This window comes from Thauera sp. 63 (assembly GCF_000310165.2).
GTDB classification, from domain to species: Bacteria; Pseudomonadota; Gammaproteobacteria; order Burkholderiales; family Rhodocyclaceae; genus Thauera; species Thauera humireducens.
This window is the reverse complement of record NZ_AMXC01000045.1, coordinates 1-22,519: the sequence shown is the minus strand read 5'-3', so window position 1 is coordinate 22,519 and position 22,519 is coordinate 1. Positions and strand designations below refer to the sequence as shown.

The window sequence follows — 22,519 nt, the reverse complement described above, 5'->3', positions numbered from 1 at the left end:
CCGATGGCGGCGGTGAGCTCGGCCAGTGCTGCGCGCAGCGGCTCGCTGCGGGGCTGCGCGGCCAGCCAGGCCTCGACCTCTGGGTCGCGGCCGATGGCGAGAATGGCCAGCCCGCGCGCGGCCAGGCGCGGATGCGGGCAGGTGCCGAGGATCAGCTGTTCGATGCGCACGATGTCGCGCTCGAGCACCGGGTCGTAGCGCAGCAACGGGGCGGGCACGGCGGCGTGCGGCAGGGCGTCGGTCAGCGCGGCGACGCCTTCGCCGCCGGTGGCGATCGTGGCGACGACCGGCACACCGAGGGCCTCGCCCAGTGCGGCGGCGTCGACATGCACGCCGCGGGCCTTGGCCTCGTCGGTCATGTTCAGTGCCATCACCATCGGCACGCCCAGTTCAGCGAGCAGGGCGGTCAGGTTCAGCGTGCGGCGCAGGTTCTTGGCGTCGCCGACCTGGATCAGCGTACGCATATCCTCATTGAGGAGCGCGCGCATGGTGGCGCGCTCATCGTCGCTGCGCGAGGGCAGGGCCAGCACGCCTGGGGTGTCCAGCAGCGAGGCCTCGCGATCGAAGCGCGGCGCGGCACGCGACACCTCAACCGTGGTGCCGGGGTAGTTCGACACCGTGACGTAGGTGCCGGTGAGGCGGTGAAACAGCACCGACTTGCCGACATTGGGATGGCCGACGAGGGCGAGGGTGCGCAGGGCGCCGGATGGAGAAGCGAGCGAGACGGCGTGATTCATGGTGCTGAAGGCGATGCCCCGGTATTGCCAATTCGTTAATGATAATGGATCTCATTTTTTATTTCCTGATCTATCTCAAGTCTCGCGCTCGGTCCGGGCCCGCACCGGCATTTGGTGCGTCGGCGGGCAGCGACGGCGGGGCTCGATTCTTCGTGACTTGTTGACAAGCTACGGTGCATCGATGATATTGCGAATCATTCGCAACTAAGAGAGGTGTTCCATGGCAACGGACTCGACCCTCGAGCAGACCCGTCTGCTGGCCGGCGTGCTGATGCACGTTTCGCGCTACCTCGATACCGGCTGTCCCCGTGCTGCGCACCAGGCGGGCTTGCTGCTGCGTTGCCTTGACGCCAGCACCCTGGATCAGGAGCTGATGACATCGTGCGAACAACTCGACCAGGCGATATCCCATCCGCGACATCTCGGCGGCGCGAACGCAGTCGGCGATGCCTCGACTTCGAGTCGGCTTCGCTCGCGCTCTTCGCGCGGCTGCGTTTCAACCGCTTCATTCCCGAACTGATCGAAGGAGATCATCTTGTCCCGTTACACCGGCCCCCGTCTGAAAGTGATGCGTGCGCTCGGCACCGAACTGCCCGGCCTGTCGCGCAAGCCCCTCGGTGAGCGCAACTACCCGCCGGGCCAGCACGGCCAGCGCCCGAAACGCAAGTCGGGTTTCGGCGTGCAGTTGATCGAGAAGCAGAAGCTGCGCTTCAACTATGGCCTCGGCGAAAAGCAGATCCAGCGCCTGTTCCGCGAGGCCAAGCGCGACCGTGGACCGACCGGCGACAAGCTGCTCGAGCTGCTCGAGCGTCGCCTCGACAACTTCGTGTTCCGCGCCGGTTTCGCCGCCACTGCGGTGGCGGCGCGCCAGCTCGTGCGCCACAAGCACGTGCTGCTCAACGGCCGCTCGGTGAATATCCCCTCGATCCGCATCAAGCCGGGCGACCGCATCCAGCTCACCGAGCGTGGCCGCCGAATTCCCTTCGTCGTCGAGACGATCGGCGAGCCTGCACTGACGCGGCCGGAGTGGCTGAGCATTGACGAAGCAGCCTTCGCTGCCAGCGTCACGCGCACGCCCTCGCCCGACGAGGTCCCGTTCCCGGTCGACGTCCAGCAGGTCGTCGAATACTACGCGGTGCGGCTGTGAGCGGCCTGCCTCCCTGCTGCGGCCAGGACTTCAGTGCCTCGCGCGAGTCGGCGCCGCACTACGGTACGCGACCCGAGCTGGCGCTGGCTGCCGTGCTTCAGCTGCTGTCGCGCTTTCCGGCGCGGCAGTCCCCCGCGCTTGCACGGGCCATTGTTGATCATCTGCAGGTGATCGGCGCCGATCAGCGCATTGCCGCCGAGGTGCGCGAGTGCGCGTCCAGCCTCGTGGAGGACTGGCGTGCGTATGCCTTGCTGAGCGAACAGCCAGCGGTTGAAGCCTCGCGCGTTTCGCACTGAGACGGTTCCGGCCTGGGGCGGGACCGTTATGGAGATCCTGATGAGCAAGAAGTGCTGCAAGAAGGACAAGCCCTGCAAGGGCTGCCCGAGATTCAAGAAGTGATCTCGGCAAGCGAGCGCATGCAGATTTGATTGAAATCAAATAGGAATGATTCGCGTTTAATTAAAGTTGTCTCACCTGATCCGAATCATCCCGGGCAAGCCAGCCGTCGCCAGCCAGCTCGACTACTCGATGGAGTTGTTCATGGAACTGCGCATGCGCGCAATGGCGTTGGCACTGCTGGGTGTCTCTTTCGCACCATCCCTGCTCGCCGCAGGTGAAACCGTGCTCGGCGAGCAGGTTGTGACCGCCAAAGGCTACGCCGCCGACGTGCAGGAGACACCTCAGGCGATCGAGGTCCTGCGTCCGGCCACGGCGGGCGCCACGGTCGTCGGTGATCTGTTGCGAGGCAAGCCGGGGCTGGCGGCCCAGTCCGACGGTGCCTGGGGACAGAACCCGGTGCTGCGCGGCCTCAAGAAGGAAAGCGTCGTCGTCATGGTCGATGGCCTGCGTGTGAACTCGGCCCAGCCTCAGGGGGCGATCGCGTCCTTCATGGATCTCGGGCTGCTCGACCGTGTCGAGGTCGTCAAGGGGCCGGGCTCGGTGCTGCATGGCAGCGGTGCGATGGGCGGGGTCGTCAACCTGCTCACGCCCGAGGCCGCCTTTACCGCGGAGGAGCGCATGGGCGGCCGTGCCGGCGTGCGCTTCAGCAGTGTCGACAAGGGCGTGGCCGGTGCGCTGCTGGTGCAGCGTTCGAACGCCGATCACGCGCTGGTGCTGGGTGTGGCCGGGCGCGACGTGGATGACTACCGCAGCCCCGACGGGCGCGAGGACCGGACTGGCTACCAGTCCGACACCCTGCTGGCCAAGTATCGCCATCGCCTGACCGACGATGTCAGCCTGCGTCTGAATCTGCAGCGTCATGAGGACGAGGACGTGTGGTATCCGGGCTCGGCCCGCACCGGCGCGGGCATTCCGCGTCCGCTCGGCGTGGCGACCATCCATTCGCCCGAGCAGCGCCGCGAGCTCTACGAACTGGGCGTCGATGCGAAGCTCGGCGAAGGGCAGCTGTCGGCCGAGATCTATCGCCAGGAAGTGTTCCGCCAGATCCGTGCCCGCGCCGAGAACCTCGGTCGCGACTACGTACGCAACGACGTCTCCTTCACGACCGATGGCGCGCGCGCCAAGTACGTGTTCCCGGTGGGCGGGGACCATCTGCTGACGGTCGGGGCCGAGACCTGGCGCATGAAGGGCGATCCCGAGCGCTACATGGACAACAACGCGCCGTTCTTCAACAACAACGTGCGCAACGATCCGTTCTCGGATGGCGAGATCGAGGCGGTGGGCGTGTTCGTGCAGGACGAGGTCGCGGTCGGGGCCACCCGCATCGTCGCCGGACTGCGCTACGACCGCGTCAGCGGCGATGCGGCGCGGAAGGGAACGGGGCCTTCGGCCCAGACGACCGGCCTGGACAGCACGGACAACAACCTGTCGTGGTCGCTCGGGGCGGTCCATCCCCTCACCGACAACCTCAACGCCTACGCCAACGTCGGCCGCGCCTACCGCGCCGCGGACATGCGTGAGCGCTTCGAGGATTCGGCGCGTGGCGACGGCTACTACCACGTCGGCAACCCGCAACTCGACCCGGAAGTCTCGACCAGCTTCGAACTCGGCCTCAAGGGCGCAGGTGCCGGGCTGACCTACCGGGTGGCGGCCTTCTACACGCGGATTGACGACTACATCGCCGGACGCATCACCGGTGCGTCCCATCCGGGCACGGGACTGCCGCTCAAGCGCACCGAGAACCTCGACAAGGTCACGATCTACGGCGTCGAAGGCAGTCTCAGCGCGCCAGTGGGCGCCTACGTCGCCGATGCCGGCTTCACCTGGTTGCGTGGCAAGAACCATCAGGACGACGAGCCGCTGTACCAGATGCCGGCACCCGAGCTGACACTGGGCATCGGCCAGCCGGCCGAGCGCGGCTTCTACTGGCGCGCGCAGTTGCGCGCGGTTGCCGAGCAGGATCGCATCGCGACGAAGTTCTCCAATGGCACCGAGGACGCGACCTCCGGCTTCGTCACCGCCGACGCCGAGCTGGGCTGGCGTTTCGGCGCGGTCGGCGCCTTCGATGCGGCCACGCTGGCAGTCGGCCTGCACAACCTGGCCGACAAGCGCTACCACGAGCACCTGACCGACGGCGTCTCGGGCCAGGAGCTGGCGGCGCCGGGCCGCGGCATCACCTTGAGCCTTTCCGGGAGTTTCTGACATGCAGGCACCACGCCCACCCTTGCCCGGCTGGAGCCGGTTCCTGTTGCACGCGTGCGTGGTGCTCGCATTCCTGGTCGTTACCGGCACCGCTGACGCGCAGAAGCTGCCCAGGCTGACGCTCGCCGGTCCTTCGGCGGCGGTGTCGAATCCGCTGATCCACATGGTCGACTCCGGTGCGCTGGCCGACGTTGCCGAGGTGGTCGAGTTCGTGCCCTGGCGCGACCCCGACCAGTTGCGCGTCATGGCGCTCGACGGCCGCGCCGACGTGCTGGCGATGCCGACCAACGTCGCGGCCAACCTCTACAACCGCGGCGCGAAGCTGCGGATGCTCAACGTGTCGACCTGGGGCGTGCTGTGGCTGGTTTCGCGCGACCCGACGCTCAAGTCGCTTGCCGACCTGCGAGGCAAGGAACTGGCGATGCCCTTCCGCGGCGACATGCCGGACATCGTGTTCCAGTTGCTTGCCGAGCAGCAGGGCATGGACGTCCGCAAGGACCTGACGCTGCGCTACGTCGCCAGCCCGATCGACGCAATGCAGTTGCTGGTGATGCGCCGCGTCGACCACGCGCTGCTGGCCGAGCCGGCGGTGTCGATGGCGCTGCGCAAGACGGGCTCCTTCCCGATCAGCGTCATTGCGCCGGAGCTGCATCGCAGCGTTGACCTGCAGCAGGAATGGGGGCGGGTGTTCGCGCGCGGCACCCGCATCCCGCAGGCCGGCATCGCGGTGATGGGGGCGTTGCGCGAGCGTCCGGACGTGGTCGCGCGCATCGAGGCCGAATATGCCCGCTCGCTGGCCTGGTGTCGCGCCAGTGCCGAGGCCTGTGGCCGTGGCGTCGCGGCCCGCATCGACCTGCTGACGCCCGAGGCGGTTGCCGACTCGATCGCGGTCAGCCAGATGGAGGCGGTGCCGGTGCAGGCCGCGCGCGCCGAACTCGAATTCATGTTCGGCCAGTTGGTGAAGAAGAATCCGGCGCTGGTCGGTGGCAAGCTGCCCGACGATGGCTTCTATGGCGGAGCCGCGAAGCCATGAGCCTGTTGCGTGCCTGGTTCGCTGGTTTGCCTGCGTACCTGTGGAGCGGTTGGGGGGCGATCGCCAGCCTGTTCCTGCTGCTGGCCGCCTGGGAGGCGGTCAGTCTGGTTTACGGCCCGCTGGTGATGCCCGATCCGCGCTCGGCCTTCGCCACGCTGTGGGGCCTCATCGATAGCGGCGCCGTCTGGCCGGAGCTTGCCGCCACCGCACGCCGCGCGCTCTCGGGCTATGCCCTGTCGGTACTGGCCGGCAGCGTGCTCGGTCTTGTTGCGGGGCTGTCGATGACCGCGTCGATGATGTCGCGCCCGCTCGTGACCGTGCTGATGGGCACGCCGCCGATCGCCTGGCTGGTGCTGGCGATGCTGTGGTTCGGCGCCAGCGACGGCACGCCGGTGTTCACCGTGTTCGTTGCCGCCTTTCCGGTGATCTTCATCGGCGCGCTGCAGGGCACGCGCACGCTCGACAACCAGCTGCGCGGCATGGCCGAGGCCTTTCGCCTGCCGCGCCGCATGATGTTCCTCGATGTCTATCTGCCGCACGTGGTGTCCTACCTGTTTCCGGCCTGGATCGCTGCGCTCGGCACGGCCTGGAAGGTGGTGGTGATGGCGGAGCTGCTCGCCACCCAGGACGGCGTGGGCGCGGCGCTGGCCGTGTCGCGCTCGCATCTCGACACGGCGGCCACGATGGCCTGGATTGCCGCGGTGGTCGGTCTGCTGCTGGCGGTCGAGTACCTGGTGCTGGAGCCGGTCAAGCGCGAGGTGGAGCGTTGGCGGGAGCAGGGCGCATGAGCGGCGAACTGCACGTCCGTGGCCTGTCGCATGCCTTCGCGCGCGACGAGGTGCTGGCAGGCATCGACTTTCGCGTGTGCGCGGGCGAGGTGGTGGCGCTGGTGGGCCCCTCGGGCTGTGGCAAGACCACCCTGCTGCACCTGGCGGCCGGCCTGCTGACGGTGCAGGAGGGCGAGGTGTCGAACCGCTTTGGGACCACCGCCTTCATGTTCCAGCAACCGCGCCTGTTGCCGTGGAAGACGGCAATCGACAACATCGCGCTCGGCCTCAAGGCAGTCGGCGTCGGGCGCGACGAACGGCAGTTCCGCTCGCGCGAACTGGCGCTGCGCCTGGGTCTGGCGCATCGCGACCTCGACAAGTTTCCGCACCAGTTGTCGGGCGGCATGCAGAGCCGGGTGGCGCTCGCGCGCGCGCTGGTGCTGGCGCCCGATCTGTTGCTGCTCGATGAGCCGTTCTCGGCGCTCGACGTCGGCCTCAAGGAAGAGCTCTACCGCCTGCTGCTGGCCCAGCAGGCGGAGCGCGGCATGGGGGTATTGATGATCACGCACGACCTGATGGAGGCGGTGAGGCTGTCGGACGCGATCCTGGTGATGGCGCCCGAGCCCGGGCGCATCGTGTGCCGCTTCGCGCTTGGCCAGCCTGCGGCGACCCGCGACGACGCCTGGGTCTATCACCATACCGCCGAGCTGCTGCAGACGGCGGCGGTGCGCGAGAGCTTCGGATTGCCGCCTGCCGTGGCGGCCGCTGCAGCCGACCGCGCGCCGCAGGCCGCGGCGGCAACGCGTCCGGCGTCGGGTCTGCGCCTGGTTGTGCCGGCCGAGCCGGTGCTGAGCGCGCGCGGTGGCGCGCGTTGCGGCGGCTGAGGAGCGCGAGGCCATGTCTCATCCCATCGACCACGGGCCGTTCGGCCGGCTGTTCGACCGGCTGGCGGCACGGCCGCTGTTCATGTGCGGCTTCCGCCCCTTCTTCCTCGCCAGCGCGGTGTATGCGGTGCTCCTGCTGCTGATGTGGCTGGGCTTTCTCGCTGCAGGGTTGGGCGTGCCGGCCGTGCCCGGCGGCGCGGTGGTGTGGCATGCGCATGAGCTGATGTTCGGTTTCGGGCTCGCGGCGGTGGCCGGTTTCCTGCTGACCGCGGTGCCCGAGTTCACCGCCACGCCCGCCTTCGGTCGTCGCATTGCACTCGGCATGGTCTTGCTGTGGACGGCGGCACGCCTGGCGTTCTGGCTGTCGGGAACCCTGGGGTTGGCGGGGGAGGTGCTGGCCGCGTTGCTCAACGTGGGTTTTCTGGGTGCGCTGATTGTGATCGTCGCGCCACGGCTGTGGCGCGACCCCGAGCGGCGCCATCTCGCCTTCCTGTGGGGACTGGGGGCGATGTGGATCGCGCTGGCGGGTTTCCATGCCGATGCGCTCGGCGGCGCGTATCCGATGCGCTGGGTGCGGGTCGGCGTCGGCGTGATGATGGTGCTGATCGTGGTCGCGCTCAGCCGCATCTCGATGCGCATCGTCAACGATGCGCTGGATGCCGAGCGCCTGCGCCGTGATGGCGGCACGACCCGCCGTCACGCTGAGGACGACGACCTGCCCGACTATCGTGCGCGCCCCCCGCGGCGCAATCTCGCCATCTTCGGCGTGGCGCTGTACACCGTGGTCGAGTTCGTGCTGCCCGGCTCGGTCATTGCCGGCTGGGTGGCGCTGGCGGCCGCGGCGGCCGTGCTGAACCTGCTGAACGACTGGCATGTCGGCCGCGCCCTGCTGTCGCGCTGGGCCTTCATGCTCTACGCGGTGTATTGGCTCATGGCGGCGGGCTACGCGCTGATCGGCTTGTCCTTGCTCGGCGCGCCGGTGACGCCCAGTGCGGGACTGCACCTGCTGACGGTCGGGGCGATGGGCGTGTCGATCTTCGGCGTGCTGTGCATCGCCGGGCGCACGCACGCTGGCTATGAACTGGATCTGCGGCCCTGGGTGCTGGTGGCCGCAGCCGGGTTGGTGACCGCCGCGCTGGCACGCGCGGCATCCGGCCTGCCGGGGATGCCGGTGGCCGGCCTGCAGGCGGTGAGCGTGGCCGCCTGGGTGCTGGGCTATGGCCTTGCGGCGCTCCACCTTGGCGCGGTGTTCGTCGGTCCGCGGCCTGATTCGGGGACGGGCTGCGAGGAAGTGCTCGATGAGGCGGGCGCGTCCTGAAGCTCGCTGCACCGGCCGGCAAGGCGGACGCAGCGAGGGCGTGCTGCCGGCAGCGTGCGTTGCGGCAAAGGTGGATCATCTTTCGGAAGCGCCGTCAGGGAGGCGTCGCTTCCGCGTTTTCCTTGCCTCTCGTGGGAATGGAATCATGCAAAACAAGAACAGATGCCTTCGCCTCGCGACCCTTGCCCTGCTGCTCGCGAGTGCGGGAACGCCAGCCTTGGCCGAGCGGCCGATGGCCGTCGATGATGCCGGAACGCTCGAGCGTGGGGGTGCCAAGCTCGAGTTCGGCTGGAGTCGCGATGATGCCGTGCGCGGCTACGAAGGCGCGGCTGGCTTCGTGCCGATCGACAACGTCGAGGTCGAGATCGGCTTCGGGCGTGCCAAGGATCGCGATGCGGATCCCGATGCCACGGTCCGCGCCGTCGGTGCAGCGCTGAAATGGATTCCGCTGCAGTCCGAGATCGGCCTGTCGGCCGGCTTGAAGTACGAGTATGGCCGTGAGCGGGTGAGTGGCGAGGGGACGTCGCGCGCCCATTCGCTGGCAGGCCTGGCAACCTGGGCCTTCGAGCAGGGGCCCCGGGTTCACCTCAACCTGGGGCGTACGTGGACGCACGACGACGAAGACCTGAACGCCTGGGGTGTGGGTCTCGAGGTTCCGCTGAGCGAGCGCGTCGATTTCGTCGTCGAGACATTCGGCGAAGAGCATTCAGGGCCGGATCGGCAAGTGGGGTTGCGTTACACCATTGTCGAAGGCCTGAAGGTCTCGGGGGCCGTCGGTCGTGGTAACGAGCGCACGATCGCCAACGCGGGCATCGCTTGGGAATTCTGATCCATGCGCCCGTCGATGCCGGTGGGCAGGCCGTGGAGCGGGGGGTGAGCAATTGTCCGACATGCACTGCCTGGCCCATGGGGCATACGCCCGCTTTGCGCGCGAAACACTGCCCTACGAGCGTCTGATGCTGGAGAACTGGGCGGCCAGCCGGCTGTGCCGACCGCCGAGTTGAATCAGGGCTTCGCCCAGCGCCGCAGCAGATTGTGATACACGCCGGTGAGCCGCAGCAGGTCGGGGTCGTCCTGGCGTCCTGAGGCGGTCAGACCCCGGATGGATTGATCCAGGTCGTACAGCAGCGTGCGTTCGCCTTCGTCCTGCACCAGGCTCTGAATCCAGAAGAAGCTGGCGATGCGCGCGCCGCGTGTGACCGGCGTGACGCGATGCAGGCTGGTCGACGGGTAGAGCACCATGTCGCCCGCCTCGAGCTTCACCGTCTGTACGCCGAACGGACCTTCGATCTCCAGTTCGCCGCCTTCGTATTCGTCCGGCTCGGCGAGGAACAGGGTGGCCGACACGTCCGTACGCACGGTGATGTCGGTGCCCGGCACCGTCATCAGGGCGCTGTCGACGTGGGCGCCGTAGGTGCCGCCGCCGCGGTAGCAGTTGAACTTGGGCGGGTAGATGCGCTGCGGCAGGGCGGCGGAGATGAATTCCGGGTGACTCCCCAGCTTGCGCAGGATGTGGTTGCCGAGGCGGGTGGCCAGATCCGAGCCGTCTGCCAGTTGCAGGTTGCGCTTGACCTGGCTGGCGAGCGTGCCCGCGGTCTTCAGCCCGTCTTCCCACTGCGCCTGGTCGAGGTGCTGGCGGAACTGGCGGACTTCGTCCTTGGTGAGGACCTTTTCGATCGAAATGAGCATGATGTGAATCGCGAACAGGACAAGGTTTGAACTGAGGTTCAGGCGTGGCGAAGGGTGATGCTGTCCGCCGTGATCTCCTGAAGTGTGGCGCAGCCGGCGAGTGCCATGCACAGCTCCAGTTCTTCGCGCAGCAGCTTCAGCATGTGGGCGACACCGAGCGCGCCGGCAACGGCCAGGGCGAAGACCTGCAGACGCCCGACCAGCACCGCGTCGGCGCCAAGCGCCAGCGCCTTGAAGACGTCGCTGCCGGCGCGGACGCCGCTGTCGAACAGAACGGGGTAGTCCGCACCGACCGCGGCGCGCACGGCAGGCAGCGCGTCGAGGCTGGCTGGCACGCCGTCGAGGGCGCGACCGCCATGGTTGGAGACGATGATCCCCGCAACCCCGGCCGCCTTCAGCGCCAGCGCGTCGTCGGCCCGCAGCACGCCCTTGACGATGACCGGCAGGCGGGTGTGACGCATCAGCCAGTCGAGGTCATCCCAGGTCGGCGCCTCCCGCATCAGGCCCTGGAAGATGCGGCTCTGGCCGCGTTCGAGTTCGACTGGCGGCGGCGTTGCATGATGGATGAGGTTGCCCGGACGCACCGTGTCGGGCATGCGGAAGCCTGCCCTCTGGGCGCGCAGGCTGGGACGCTGCACGGCCGCGTCGAGGGTTACGACGAGTGCGCGGTAGCCCGCAGCCTCGGCGCGCTGGACGAGATCGAGCGTGCTGTCGCGCATGGGCTGGACGTAGAGCTGGAACCACTTCTCCCCGCAACCTTCCCTTGCGATGTCTTCCAGCGGCCAGGACGACAGTGTGCTGGCGACCAGGCAAGTGTCGGTCGCCTCCGCGGCACGTGCGCTGTCGAGTTCGCCCCGGGGGTGAGCCAACGCCTGAAAGGCCAGAGGGGCAAGCAGGATAGGGTGGTGCAGGGACTGGCCGAAGAGCTTGAGGCGCGTGTGCCCAGTGGTCACGTCCCGCAGCAGTCGCGGCAGGATCTGCACGCGTTCGAAGGCCTCGCGATTGGCGCGCAGCGTGGCTTCGAAGCCGCTGCCGCCGGCGATGTAGGCGTGATGCGTGGCCGGCAGGAAATGCGCGGCAAGGGCCTCGTAGTCCTGTGCGCACAGGATGTCGGATGGAATCCGCGACAGGGGCGCGCGCGGCGTTGCGGTGTCGTTCATTCGATATGTCCTGCAGGGACCGGGGCGCCGCCGCACGGGATGCTGAAAGTTGTGTGCTTGAAGTGAAGGGCGGGCTGGGCGTGCATGGTTGCTCCGTTGCTCGGAGGGGCGGCTTGCAGACCAGGTGCGCGGAAAGTCTGTTGGGTAAGTGTATTCAAAACGAAAACGGCCGGGCTGCGCGCTGAGGCGCTGCCCGGCCGGATGAAGCGCTAGGACTTAGAAGTCATAGTTCAGGGTCACGCGGGCGTTGCGTGCGTCACCCTTGTACAGGAAGGAACCCGAACGGTAGCCGGCCAGGTAGTAATCCTTGTCGGTCACGTTGCCGACGTTCACGCGCACGTCCATGTTCTTGTTGATGCGGTAGTTGGCGAACAGGTCGAGCACCGTGTAGGACGGGATCGGCTGGCTGTAACGGCCCTGGTCGTCGAAGCCGGCGGCCGAGTCGGGTTGACCCGCGTACTTCTTGTCTTCGTACTTGACCGCGCCGCCGAAGGCGAACTTGTCGGTCGCCTGGTACTTCAGCTGCACGAAGGCGGTGTTGTCGGCGAAATTGCTGAGGACCTTGCCTTCGTTCGCTTCCACGTTCGACTCGAGGATCTTCGACTTCATGAAGGCGACGCCGGCCTGGCCGGTCAGCTTGGGCGTGATCATGCCGGTCAGTGCCAGTTCGAGACCGCGCACACGGTTCTTGCCGGTGTTGAGCGCGCCGGTGGACTCGTAACCGCTACCGCTCGGTGCCGATTCCATCACGTCGGACTTGGTGATCTGGAACAGCGCGGCGGACAGCAGCAGCTTTTCGCCCATCAGGTTCCACTTCGTGCCGAGTTCGATGCTCTGCGTCTTCTCCGGCTTGCTGTCGGCGATCTCGACGCCGTTTGCGTTATCTACGCAGATGCCGCCATAGCCGCAGCTGGAGCCGACGTCGGACTCGCCGCCGTTGATGTCGCTTGCGGTTGCGTAGCTGACATAGATGTTGGCATCCGGACGGAACTTGTAGGTCAGGCCGAGGTGGCCGTTCCACAGGCTGTCGGAGTAATCGTAGTCGGTCGAAACACCGCGCGAGATGGCAGTCGTGTCGTAGTCGTAGCGATCCCAGCGCAGGCCGGCGAAAGCAGTCCACTTGTCGGTCAGGTCGACCGTGTCCATCGCAGACAGCGACACCGTCTTGACGTTCCAGTCGATATCCCAGTCGCCCTTGGAGATGCGACGGTTCATCAGCGTGTTTAGGCCGTTCACCTCCGCGCCGCTCGCATCCGTTGCGCACCAGGCGTTGTTCGATGTCGCGGTGTTGCCGGTGATGCAGTTCTGGCCCGAATTCGTGATGTTATAAACGCCGTTCAGCACGCTGTGCTTGGAGTACTCGAGACCAAAGATGAACTCGTGCTTCAGGCCGCCGATGACCCGGTCCAGATGCAGGTTGGTCTGGTTGACGAAATAGTCGACTTCTTGCCAGCCGTTGTGGGTGCTGAGGGTGATCGTCGACGCGCCAGCGTTCGGGTCGTTGCGACCGAAGGTGCCGGAGCGGGCACCGGTCGTCACGTAGCCGTTGTCGGCCTGACCGAAACGCGTCAGGTTGGTGATGCGCGTGTCCTGGTCGAACTGGTAGCGCAGGCGTGCGGTAAAGATGTCGACGTCGGAGCTGAGGAAATCCTGTTTCTGCGCATAGACGGGAACGTTCTTGGCCGGCTTGCGGTTGGGTAGGGTGCCCACCAGGAAGCCGCCCATGTCCGGGTTGTCGTCCGCGTCGAGACCATAGTAGTCGAGCGTGACGTCGAGGTCGTCGGTCGGCGTCCAGAAACCGGACAGCGCCAGGCCCTTGCGCTCGCGGTCGGTCGGGGCGCGGTCGGGCACTTCCTCGTAGCCGTACAGCAGGTTGGCGCGCACGGCGAGGTCTTCGTTGACGACCTGGTTACTGTCCAGTGTCAGGCGGGTGTGCTTGTCGGTGCCGAAGCCGGTCGACAGGCGGGTGTAGGAGTAGTCGGTGGTGGCTTGTTTGGTCACCGAGTTGACTGCGCCGCCGGAGGTACCGCGGCCGGCGAAGCTGGAGTTCGGGCCCTTGGAGATTTCGACCTGCTCGGTGGCGAAGCTCTCGCGGATGGTCATGCCGGGGTCGCGCAGGCCATCGACGAAGACGTCGCTGCGGGCTTCCTGGCCGCGGATGATGTAGCGGTCGCCGAAGGCGTTGCCGTTTTCGCCGGTGCCGAGGGTGATGCCGGGCTGGGCGTCGAGGATCTCGCGCAGGTCGGTGTAGCCGGAATCCTCGATCTGAGCCTTGGTCAGGACCTGGATGTTCTGAGCGGTTTCGGCCAGGGCACGCTTGTGGCGCTCGTCACCCGAGTATTTCGCCTTATAGGGCACGCCCGGTTCGGCATTGGGGTTGGCTTCGAGCGCGGTGCTGACGACGTTGACGGTCTCCAGCTTGGATTCTTCGGCGGGCTTCTGCTCCTGGGCGATGGCGGCCATCGGCACCAGCATGGCGGTTGACAGGCCGACGGCAATGGCGGCAGGACGCTTGCGCAGCGATGCGGGCTGCCTTGCGTGCGGATTCTTCATGGACATGGGGTTTTCCTGATCACGGGTTGCGAGTACGTTGGGGTGATCAGCCCTGGCCTGGCGGGGATGTCGAGTCCGTGTGCAGCGAGCGGCACCCTCCCACACGGCAGGCCGCGCGGCGTGGGTGTTCGCTTCGGACAGAGGTGCGGCGGACAGCTCGTGGCGTGCGCCGTGATCGGACGTGCGGATCCCCGGGTCAAGCGATGAAGGGCTGGCTTGGCTGGCTGATCCGACTCGCGGAGTGGCTGGCTAGGGTGGGTAATCGATCGCGCGATGGTGCGCAGACGACCTGTCCCACCTCTGCTGTTGCAGATGCTTGCCATTCTCATTAAGAGGGTCGCGCGTGTCAACGCGACTGAGAAGGGTTCGCATTAATACAACAAGCAAAGCAGGGCTGTGGGCGCGGGGGAAGCTTGAGGAGCGCGACGGATCAGTACGGCGAAGCGCTCTCAGCCGTGGCAGCCGTTTCGGCCAGGCCGTCGCTCGGCGCCTGCCAGCCGCCACCGAGCGCCTTGTAGAGGTTGACCGCATCCGTCAGCCGCGCCAGTCGCAGCTGCGCCATCTGGTCTTGCGCGGAGAACAGCGTGCGCTGTGCATCCAGCACCGTCAGCAGGCTGTCGGCGCCCTCGCGGTAACGCAGTTCCGCCAGGCGCAGGCTGCGCTGCGCTTCGGCCAGGATCTCGCGTTGTGCGGTTTCCTGGTTGGCGTCGCGGGCGCTGTCGGCGAGTGCGTCCTCCACTTCCTTCAGCGCGGCGAGCACGGTGCGGCGGTGGGTCTCGACCAGTTCGCGCTGGCGTGAGCGCTGGATGTCGACATCGGCGGCGAGACGCCCGCCGTCGAAGATCGTCTGCAGGAGCGAGGCCGACAGCGATAGCACGCTGTTGCGCCCGACCAGCGACAGCAACTCCGCGCTGCTGGTTGCCGCGCCGGCCGACAGGCTGATGCTGGGCAGCAGGGCGGCGCGCGTCGCGGCAACATTGGCGGCGGCGGCGGCGAGGCCGGCTTCGCTTGCGGCGATGTCGGGACGACGCAACAGCAATTCGGACGGCAGCCCGGCAGAGACCGCGGGCACTTGCAGTCCGGCGAGTCGCTCGCCGACGATGAAGCCGGCCTGCGGATTGCGCCCGAGCAGGATGGCGAGCGCCGAGCGCGTCTGGCGCAGCGTGACCTCGAGCGGCTCGATGGCCTTGCGCTGGTTCAGCACCGTGCTGCGCTGCTGGCTGAGCTCCAGCGCCGAAGCGGCACCGTTGTCGTAGCGCGCCTGCACCACGCGCAGCACACGTTCAGCGATCGCGAGGTTGTTGCGCGCGATGTCGACGCGTTCTGCCAGCGCCAGGCTCTGGAACCACAGCGTGGCGACGTTGGCCACCATCGACAGGCGCGCCGCGTCGCGGTCGAAGCGCGTCGCTGTGAGGTTGGCGCGGCTTGCGTCGCGGCTTGCGGCCAGGCGGCCCCACAGATCGACTTCATAGCGTGCGTTGAGGTTGACGCTGGTCGAGCCGGATTCGTCCCCTTCCGCGCTCTGCACACCGCTGCCGCCGGCGAGCGACAGCGAGGGTAGCAAGGAGGCGCCGGCCTGGCGCAGCGCCAGTTCGGCCTGTACCACGCGCTCGGCCTGGATCAGCAGGTCGGGCGCGGCGAGCAGGGCTTCGGCGACCAGCGCGTCGAGCTGCGGCGAGCCGAAGTCCTGCCACCAGGTGTCGGGAAGCTTCGCTGCGGTGCCGGATGCGGCCTCGGACCAATGGTCGGGCAGCGCGAATTCAGGGCGCACGACCGGCTCTGTGATGGCGCAGCCACCCAGGACACCGGTGGTCAGAAGGACGAGTGCGACGCGCTTTCCGGTGGTGGTGCGGCTTGCGTTCGAGCGGGCGTGAATGGGGTGCATGTGCGGGGCGTTCTGTTTCATTCCGACGCCAGGGCGACGACGGGATCGAGCCGGGCGGCCTTGCGCGCCGGCAGGTAGCCGAAGATGAGGCCGGTGAGGAAGGCGCAGCTGAAGGCGAGCACGACTGGCGTCAGCGAGTACTGCACCGCGGTGCCGAAGCGCGCGATGATCGCCGCACTGCCCAGCCCGACCGCCACCCCGATCAGCCCGCCGACGGCGGACACGACCAGCGCTTCGATCAGGAACTGCTGCAGGATGTTCTTCATGCGTGCGCCGGTCGCCATGCGGATGCCGATCTCGCGCGTGCGCTCGGTCACCGACACCAGCATGATGTTCATGACGCCGATGCCGCCTACCAGTAGCGAGATCGCCGCCACCGTGCCGAGCAGGATGGTGAGCGTGTTCTGCGTCTCGGACACGGTGTCGATCACCGAGGCCATGTTGCGGATCTGGAAATCCTCGACGCCGTGGCGTGCCAGCAGCAGGCTCGTGACCTCGGCCTGGGTGTCGTCGATCTGCGCGACGTCCTCCACCGCCACCGTGACGTTGCGCAGGAAGCGCTGGCCGGTGATGCGCAGGCTGCCGGTGGTGTAGGGCACGAACACGATGTCGTCCTGGTCCTGCCCCCAGGGCGTGGCGCCCTTGGGCGTCATCACGCCGACCACCTGGAAGGGGATGTTGTTCACCAGCACGAACTGGCCGATGCCGTCACCGGCCGGGAACAGGGCCCGGGCCACCGTCTGCCCGAGCACGGCGACCGTGGCGTAGCGCGCCTCGTCCTCGGCGCTGAAGAAGGTGCCGGCGGCGGGCGCCCAGTTGCGCGCGACGACGTAGTCGGCCGAGGTGGCGTTGACGCTGGTGCGGTGGTCGACGTTGCCGGTGCGCACCGTAATCGTGCCCCCTTGCTCGGGGACCGAGGCGAGCACGTTCGGCAGTTCGGCGATGGCCTGCACGTCCTCGATCACCAGCGTCGCGGGCGCGTCCCGCCCGCGCGTATTGGGCGCCCCGGGGCGGATCGTGAGCAGGTTGGTGCCCATCGCGCTGACCTGGTCGATGACCTTCTGCTTGGCACCGTCGCCGATCGCGAGCATGGCGATTACGGAGGCCACGCCGATGACGATGCCGAGCAGCGTCAGGATGGCGCGGAACAGGTTGGCCCGCAGCGCCCGCAGCGCGGTGCGGGTGGCCTCGACGACGTCCGACAGCGGCGAGGTGCGATCGATGTGCGGGGCGAAGTCGGGCTCGGGTTCCTGCGACCGCCGCGGGCCAGGGTCGGATACGATGCGCCCGTCGCGGATCTCGATGATGCGCTGGGCCTGCTCGGCGACCTCGCGCTCGTGCGTGATCAGCACGATGGTGTGGCCGGCTGCGGACAGTTCGCGCAGCAGCTTCATGACCTCGGCGCCGCTCTTGCTGTCGAGCGCGCCGGTCGGCTCGTCGGCGAGGATGATGCGTCCGCCGTTCATCAGTGCGCGTGCGATCGACACGCGTTGCTGCTGGCCGCCGGAGAGCTGGTTGGGGCGGTGATGGATACGTTCGGCCAGCCCCAGTGTCGACAGCAGTTCGGACGCGCGCTGGTGGCGTTCGTCCGGCGGCATGCCGGAATACACCGCCGGCACCTCGACGTTCTCGCGCGCCGTGGCACCGCCGATCAGGTTGTAGCTCTGGAACACGAAGCCGAAGGCCTCGCGCCGCACCCGCGCCAGCGCGTCACGGTCGAAGCCGGCGACGTCCTCGCCCATGAAGCGGTAGGTGCCGTTGGTGGGGCGGTCGAGGCAGCCGAGGATGTTCATCAGCGTCGACTTGCCCGAACCGGAAGCGCCGACGATCGCAACGAATTCGCCGGGGTAGATCTCGAGGTCGATGCCGTGCAGCACCTGGGTCTCGACCTCGCCGTTGCGAAAGCTGCGCGTGATGCCCTGCAGCGCGATCAGCGGTGTCGTGTTGGTCGGCGCGGGCGTGGGCAGCGCGGCCGATTCCGGCGGCGGCAGACGTTCGGCCTTCATAGACGGGGCGGCATCTGCGGACGGTTGCTGCTTCCGGCGCCACTGCTGCCAAGGCCGGCGACGACACGTTCGCCGTCCTCGAGACCTTCCAGAACCTGGGCCTGCACCCGGTTGGAGACGCCGATGCGCACCGTGCGTTCCTCCAGTTCGCCGCTCGCGTTGAGCACCTTGACCGTGCCGCCGGCACGCGGCGCGCGCAATGCGCCGGGGCGCGGAGCGCCAGCGCGACCGGCACCAGGGGCTTCGCCGCCACCAGTGTTCGAACCGCTCGCGCCACTGCCGGAGCGGCCGCCGCCGGCCGCCGAGGCGGGCCGGATGGCGCCTTGAGCCAGCGCCGCCATCGGCACCAGCAAGGCATCCTTCGCCTGGGCGACGACGAAGAAGACCTGCGCCGTCATCTGCGTCATCAGCAGGCCGTCGGGGTTCTGCACGTCGAACAGTGCGTTGTAGAGCACCACGTTGTTGGTCACGGTCGGCGTCGGCTCGATCTTCTCGAGCGTGCCCTGCCAGCGCTTGCCACCACCGCCCAGCGTCGTGAAGTAGGCGTCCATGCCGAGCTTCAGCCGGCTGATGTCCGCTTCCGACACCTGGGTCTGCACCGTCATGGTGTTGAGGTCGGCTACGCGCAGGATCACCGGCGCCTGCTGGTTGGTGTTGAGCGTCTGCCCCTGGCGGGCGGTGATCGACACCACGGTGCCGCTCATCGGCGACAGGATGCGTGCGTATTGCAGGTTGGCTTCGTCGGCGCGCAGCGTGGATTCGATCTGCTCGATCTGGGCCCCGAGCGCCTCGAGCTGCGCCTCGGCCGACTTGGCGCTCGCTTCGGCGGTCTGCAGGCTTTCCTTGGTGGTCGCGTCTTCGGCCATCAGAGCCTGCTGGCGGCGCAGCTGGATGTGCGCCAGCGTGAGTTGCGCCTCGCGCTCCTTCAACGATGCGCGCAGGTTGCGCAGTTGCGCGCGCGAGGCGTCGACGCGTGCCCGATAGACCGTGGGGTCGATCTCGGCAAGCAGCTCGCCTTCCTTCACCTCGCTGCCGACCTCGACGTGGATCTTCTTGAGCTGGCCGGAAACCTGGGCGCCGACATCGACGTAATCACGTGGCTGCAGCGTGCCGGTGGCGGTCACGAGGTCTTCGACATCGCCGCGCTGCACGGTGGCGAACTGATAGGCGGCGAGTGGATCGGTCCGTCCGACCAGCTGCGGCCAGGCCAGCCAGGTTCCGGCGCCGGCAAGACCGAGCACGATGAGGACGAGGCTGGTGCGCAAGCCGCGGCGTGGGGATCGGGCTTCTGAAGAGGCTGTGTTCTGGTTCATTGTGGTGCGTGGAAGGTTCGGAAGAGCCGGTGCGTGGCCTCTGGAAGACAGCGCGCCAAGCATAGACGTTCGTCGGGGAGGGCTTTGTATCGTAATGAAGCCACGGACCGGCCCGCGCATGACTTCTGATCTGGATCAAGAAAGCCGGCTGCAGGCGCGGGTCTAATGGGGCTCAAATTTAGATCGAGTCTAAAACAGTCTTAAAACAAGGCTTCAATCAAGCAAGGAGAGCACCATGAAATTGAAGGCGATTGCGATTGCTTCCGCGCTGGCCGTGGCCGGCACCGCCTGGGCCGCGACGACCCGCGACGAGCCGATCCAGCCGATCCAGCCTGCGCAGGTCACCAATCCGGCGCTGGTCGAACTGGGCAAGAAGCTGTACTTCGATCCGCGCCTGTCGCGCTCGGGCTTCATCTCGTGCAACTCCTGTCACAACCTGTCGATGGGCGGCAGCGACAACCTGAAGACCTCGATTGGCGACAAATGGCAGCAGGGGCCGATCAACTCGCCGACCGTGCTGAACTCCAGCCTGGCCGTGGCGCAATTCTGGGACGGCCGTGCGGCTGACCTGAAGGAGCAGGCGGGTGGCCCGATCGCCAACCCGGGCGAAATGGCCTTCACCCACGACCTCGCCGTCGGCACGCTGCGTACCATCCCGGGCTATGTGGCGGAGTTCAAGTCGGTGTTCGGTTCGGCCGACATCAACATCGACAAGATCACCCAGGCGATCGCCGCCTTCGAGGAAACGCTGGTCACGCCGAACTCGCCGTTCGACCAGTGGCTGAAGGGCGACGACAAGGCGCTGAACGACCGCGAACTCGCCGGCTATGGCCTGTTCAAGGAAAGCGGCTGCGTGGCCTGCCACAACGGTCCGGCGGCCGGCGGTACCTCGTTCCAGAAGATGGGTCTGTTCGAGCCGTACAAGACGAACAACCCGGCCGAAGGCCGTGCGGGCGTCACCGGCAAGGATGAAGACCGCATGAACTTCAAGGTGCCCACACTGCGCAACGTGGAGCTCACCTACCCGTACTTCCACGACGGCGAAGCCGCGACGCTGGAACAGGCGGTGGAGCTCATGGGCCGCCTGCAACTGGGTCGCAAGTACAGCGAACAGGAGATCTCCGACATCGTCGCCTTCCTGAAGACGCTGACCGGCGACCAGCCGACCTTCGTGATGCCGATCCTGCCGCCGTCGTCCAACGCGACGCCGAAGCCGAATCCCTGGCAGTAAGCCTTGCTGTACGAACCCGGCCGACTCCCCGTGTGGAGGGCCGGGTTTTTTGCAGGGACGGGCTGGCGGGCGTAGACTCGACGCAGCCAGGTATTCGTTCCGAAGACAAGACAAGACCCGGATGGGCCCAGAGAGAGACATGAATGTAGATGCCACCGAAGACGCGATTGCCTGCCTGCGCAGCGTCGGCGTCCCTGTCACCCATCAGCGCATCGAGATCGCGCGCGTCTTGTTCGCGCGTCCCGTGCATCTGTCGGCCGATCAGGTGCTCGAGCGGGTGCGTGCCAATGCGCCCGAGACCTCGCGCGCCACGGTTTACAACACGCTGCGCCTGTTCCGTGAGAAAAACTTGGTACGCGAACTGATCGTCGATCCGGACCGGGTCGTGTTCGATTCGAACACCGATCCGCATTACCACCTGTACGACGTCGATACCGGCGAAGTGCGCGATGTCGCGGCTGACGAGCTCACCGTCGTCGGCGTGCCGCGTCTGCCCGAGGGCGTCGAGCTCGAGCAGGTCGATGTGATCATCCGGGTGCGCGGCAAGCGCGGTTGATCGCGCTGCCCGATACAGATCGGCCGCCCCGAGGGCGGCCGCGTTCCTTTCCTGTCTTCAGCCCGCGGTCTAGCGGGCGTTCGGCTCGCTGCTTGGCTGGGTGATGAAACCCATCTTCTCGATGCCCGCCTCGCGTGCCAGCGACATCACTTCGGCCAGCTTCTGATAGCGTGTCTCGCGATCGGCCCGCAGGTGCAGCTCCGGCTGCGGCGTCTGTTCGGCGGCGGCCTTCAGGCGGGCCGGCAGCGCCGCGTCATCGAGCGCGTCGTTGTTCCAGAACAGCTTGCCTTCGCCGTTGATCGACAGCGATACCGTCTCGGGCTTCTCCTGCGTGGGCTGGCTCGAGGCCTGCGGCAGGTCGATTTTGACCGAGTGCGTCAGCAGCGGCGCGGTGATCATGAACACGATCAGCAGCACCAGCATGACGTCGATCAGCGGCACCATGTTGATTTCGCTTTGCAGGGGACGGCTGTCGCCGTTGTTGAAACCGCCGAAGGCCATCATGCCGCTCCGTTTGCTGCTCCGTCGATCGGTGCCACCGCCCGCGCCGACTTACGCTCGTTGGCGGCCTGAAGGGCCACCGGGGCAATGCGGGCACCGGTCGAGAACCAGGCGTGCAGGTCGTGGGCGAACGCATCCAGTTCGGACAGCTCGACGCGGTTGGCGCGGGTGATGGCGTTGTAGGCCAGCACGGCAGGGATCGCGACGAAGAGGCCGAAGGCGGTCATGATCAGCGCTTCGCCGACCGGTCCGGCAACCTTGTCCAGCGTCGCCATGCCCGAGGCGCTGATGTTCACCAGCGCGTGATAGATGCCCCACACGGTGCCGAACAGGCCCACGAAGGGGGCCGTGGACCCGATCGAGGCGAGCACGGTCATGCCCGATTCGAGACCCGCGGTCGACAAGGCGATCGACTTGCGCAGCGCGCGGGTGATCACCTCGTCCGCATCGAGTTTGCCACCCAGCGTTTCGCTGGCGGTGTGGCGACGGATATGCTGCGCGGCTGCGGCGCCCTGCTGGGCCAGGGCCTCGAACGGTGACTCGGGCGCCTGGGTGCTGAGGCGCTTCAGGCCGCTCTCCAGGTCCGGTGCAGCCCAGAAGGCCTCCACTGCACCTTCATGATGACGCGCCCGCAGCTGACGCAGAGCGCGCGCCAGGATGAGGTACCAGCTCGTGACCGACATCAGCAGCAGCATCAGGGCCACGGCGCGGATGACGGCGTCGGATTGCGCCCACAGGTGAGCAAGGCCGAAGGCCTGCGTTGTTTCCATTGTTCAGTTCCCTTTGAGTTTGAAGACGATCGGCACCAGCACCCAGGCTTCGACGGCTGCTTCGCCCTGGCGTGCGGGGACGAAACGCCAGCGTGCGACTGCCTCTTCGGCCGCGCGGTCGAGACGCTCGGAGCCCGAGCTGGTGCGCAGCTCGATACGATTCGGTCGTCCATCGGGCGACACCAGCACGCGCAGCATGACCTGGCCTTCCTCGCGCAGACGGCGCGACAGCATGGGGTAGGCGGGCGCCGGATTGTTGAGGTAGGCCGCATCGAAGCGTGCCGCCGTGATCGGTGCGGCCGCGGCCGGCGCAGCGGCTGCCGGCGGCGTGGGCTGAGCGGCGGGTGCCACGGCGGCAGGCTCTGCGG

At 67.3% G+C, this 22,519-nt stretch carries 21 protein-coding genes; 11 read left to right on the top strand and 10 right to left on the bottom strand.

The features are described 5' to 3' along the window. The coding region (locus C664_RS18850; RefSeq protein WP_004292429.1) for a FeoB small GTPase domain-containing protein at positions 1 to 737 on the bottom strand (737 nt) is incomplete at its 3' end. Positions 738 to 957: 220 nt separating this feature from the next. On the opposite strand from C664_RS18850, the gene C664_RS18845 reads away from it, so the two are divergent. From C664_RS18845 to C664_RS18805, 9 genes are all read left to right on the top strand, one after another. Continuing rightward, a complete protein-coding gene (locus tag C664_RS18845) occupies positions 958 to 1,257 on the top strand; it encodes a hypothetical protein (protein WP_004292427.1) in 300 nt (99 codons plus the stop codon). A gap of 15 nt (positions 1,258 to 1,272) precedes the next feature. Then, entirely contained in the window at positions 1,273 to 1,884 is a 612-nt protein-coding gene (rpsD, locus tag C664_RS18840; RefSeq protein WP_004292426.1) for a 30S ribosomal protein S4, read from the top strand. Beyond that, positions 1,881 to 2,180 (top strand): hypothetical protein, encoded by a 300-nt coding sequence (locus C664_RS18835; RefSeq protein ID WP_004292424.1) that lies wholly within the window; start codon positions 1,881 to 1,883, stop codon positions 2,178 to 2,180. Before rpsD ends, C664_RS18835 begins: the two co-directional genes overlap by 4 nt. 244 nt (positions 2,181 to 2,424) lie before the next feature. After that, entirely contained in the window at positions 2,425 to 4,485 is a 2,061-nt protein-coding gene (locus C664_RS18830; RefSeq protein ID WP_038012465.1) for a TonB-dependent receptor, read from the top strand. 1 nt (position 4,486) lies between these two features. Further along, complete coding sequence (locus C664_RS18825; RefSeq protein ID WP_051019173.1) at positions 4,487 to 5,518, top strand: ABC transporter substrate-binding protein; 1,032 nt, start codon at positions 4,487 to 4,489, stop codon at positions 5,516 to 5,518. Next, positions 5,515 to 6,306, top strand: a complete 792-nt coding sequence (locus C664_RS18820) for an ABC transporter permease (RefSeq protein WP_004292421.1) — start codon at positions 5,515 to 5,517, stop codon at positions 6,304 to 6,306. The genes C664_RS18825 and C664_RS18820 overlap by 4 nt, the downstream gene beginning before the upstream one ends. Continuing rightward, positions 6,303 to 7,169: an ABC transporter ATP-binding protein gene (locus C664_RS18815; RefSeq protein WP_004292420.1), complete on the top strand. Its 867-nt coding sequence runs from the start codon at positions 6,303 to 6,305 to the stop codon at positions 7,167 to 7,169. Before C664_RS18820 ends, C664_RS18815 begins: the two co-directional genes overlap by 4 nt. Before the next feature lie 13 nt (positions 7,170 to 7,182). Then, positions 7,183 to 8,487: an NnrS family protein gene (locus C664_RS18810; RefSeq protein ID WP_232435140.1), complete on the top strand. Its 1,305-nt coding sequence runs from the start codon at positions 7,183 to 7,185 to the stop codon at positions 8,485 to 8,487. Positions 8,488 to 8,632: 145 nt separating this feature from the next. Then, positions 8,633 to 9,316 carry a hypothetical protein gene (locus tag C664_RS18805; protein ID WP_004292418.1) on the top strand — a complete coding sequence of 228 codons (684 nt, stop codon included), beginning with the start codon at positions 8,633 to 8,635 and terminating at the stop codon, positions 9,314 to 9,316. Between the two features lie 176 nt (positions 9,317 to 9,492). Here the strand turns inward: C664_RS18805 and C664_RS18800 are convergent, their stop codons facing one another. The 6 genes from C664_RS18800 to C664_RS18775 all read right to left on the bottom strand — a co-directional run bounded on the left by C664_RS18800 (position 9,493) and on the right by C664_RS18775 (position 19,045). Continuing rightward, complete coding sequence (locus C664_RS18800; RefSeq protein WP_004292417.1) at positions 9,493 to 10,176, bottom strand: Fe2+-dependent dioxygenase; 684 nt, start codon at positions 10,174 to 10,176, stop codon at positions 9,493 to 9,495. 38 nt (positions 10,177 to 10,214) lie between these two features. Continuing rightward, complete coding sequence (locus C664_RS18795) at positions 10,215 to 11,336, bottom strand: alpha-hydroxy acid oxidase (protein ID WP_004292415.1); 1,122 nt, start codon at positions 11,334 to 11,336, stop codon at positions 10,215 to 10,217. Positions 11,337 to 11,552: 216 nt separating this feature from the next. Further along, positions 11,553 to 13,895, bottom strand: coding sequence for a TonB-dependent receptor (locus C664_RS18790; RefSeq protein WP_004292413.1), 2,343 nt, complete (start codon positions 13,893 to 13,895; stop codon positions 11,553 to 11,555). 424 nt (positions 13,896 to 14,319) lie between these two features. Further along, positions 14,320 to 15,774, bottom strand: a complete 1,455-nt coding sequence (locus C664_RS18785) for an efflux transporter outer membrane subunit (RefSeq protein ID WP_004292412.1) — start codon at positions 15,772 to 15,774, stop codon at positions 14,320 to 14,322. Between the two features lie 17 nt (positions 15,775 to 15,791). Further along, positions 15,792 to 17,780: a MacB family efflux pump subunit gene (locus C664_RS18780; RefSeq protein ID WP_004292411.1), complete on the bottom strand. Its 1,989-nt coding sequence runs from the start codon at positions 17,778 to 17,780 to the stop codon at positions 15,792 to 15,794. Beyond that, complete coding sequence (locus tag C664_RS18775) at positions 17,777 to 19,045, bottom strand: efflux RND transporter periplasmic adaptor subunit (RefSeq protein WP_004292410.1); 1,269 nt, start codon at positions 19,043 to 19,045, stop codon at positions 17,777 to 17,779. The genes C664_RS18780 and C664_RS18775 overlap by 4 nt, the downstream gene beginning before the upstream one ends. A 283-nt stretch (positions 19,046 to 19,328) precedes the next feature. Between C664_RS18775 and C664_RS18770 the strand changes: the two genes are divergently transcribed. Continuing rightward, a complete protein-coding gene (locus C664_RS18770; RefSeq protein ID WP_004292409.1) occupies positions 19,329 to 20,324 on the top strand; it encodes a cytochrome-c peroxidase in 996 nt (331 codons plus the stop codon). 139 nt (positions 20,325 to 20,463) lie between these two features. After that, entirely contained in the window at positions 20,464 to 20,880 is a 417-nt protein-coding gene (locus tag C664_RS18765; RefSeq protein ID WP_004292407.1) for a Fur family transcriptional regulator, read from the top strand. Positions 20,881 to 20,949: 69 nt separating this feature from the next. Here C664_RS18765 and C664_RS18760 read toward each other — a convergent pair whose 3' ends face one another. From C664_RS18760 to C664_RS21115, 3 genes are all read right to left on the bottom strand, one after another. After that, positions 20,950 to 21,381, bottom strand: coding sequence for an ExbD/TolR family protein (locus C664_RS18760; RefSeq protein ID WP_004292406.1), 432 nt, complete (start codon positions 21,379 to 21,381; stop codon positions 20,950 to 20,952). Continuing rightward, positions 21,381 to 22,151, bottom strand: coding sequence for a MotA/TolQ/ExbB proton channel family protein (locus C664_RS18755; RefSeq protein WP_004292405.1), 771 nt, complete (start codon positions 22,149 to 22,151; stop codon positions 21,381 to 21,383). The genes C664_RS18760 and C664_RS18755 overlap by 1 nt, the downstream gene beginning before the upstream one ends. A gap of 3 nt (positions 22,152 to 22,154) precedes the next feature. Further along, a partial coding sequence (locus C664_RS21115) for an energy transducer TonB (RefSeq protein ID WP_004292404.1) occupies positions 22,155 to 22,519 on the bottom strand: 365 nt, incomplete at its 5' end.